General features: G+C 68.8%; 1 protein-coding gene. It reads left to right on the forward strand.

Annotation, left to right across the window (positions count from 1 at the left end; all coding sequences use genetic code 11):
- Window positions 1-50 precede the first annotated feature (50 nt).
- Window positions 51-429 (forward strand): glutaminase (locus AC1DF3_RS37140; protein WP_478142833.1); only part of this gene is annotated, 379 nt, incomplete at its 3' end.

Genomic DNA, 429 nt, shown 5'->3' on the forward strand with positions numbered 1-429 from the left:
ACGCTGCGCTTCGGCCGGGATGACGAACTGAGGGGAGGAGGCGCGCCCACATGAACGAGCTCTCCATCGACGAAGTCCTGGCCGAGGTCGCCGTGCTGGTGAAGCCGCACTTCGGCAAGGGCCGCGTGCCCGACTACATCCCCCAGCTGGCGACCGTGCCGGGGACCAGGTTCGGCATGGCCGTGCGCACGGTCGACGGCGGCGAGCACGTGATCGGCGACGCCGACGAGGGTTTTTCGGTCCAGAGCATCACCAAGGTGCTGTCTCTGGGCCTGGCGCTCAACCGCATCGGCGACGAGGTCTGGACGCGGGTGGGCAAGGAGCCCTCGGGCACGCCGTTCAACCACCTCTCGCTGCTGGAGGCCGAAGGCGGCTTTCCGCGCAATCCGTTCATCAACGCCGGCGCCCTGGCGGTGACCGACATCCTGC

Source organism: Variovorax sp. 10N432 (genome assembly GCF_056394465.1).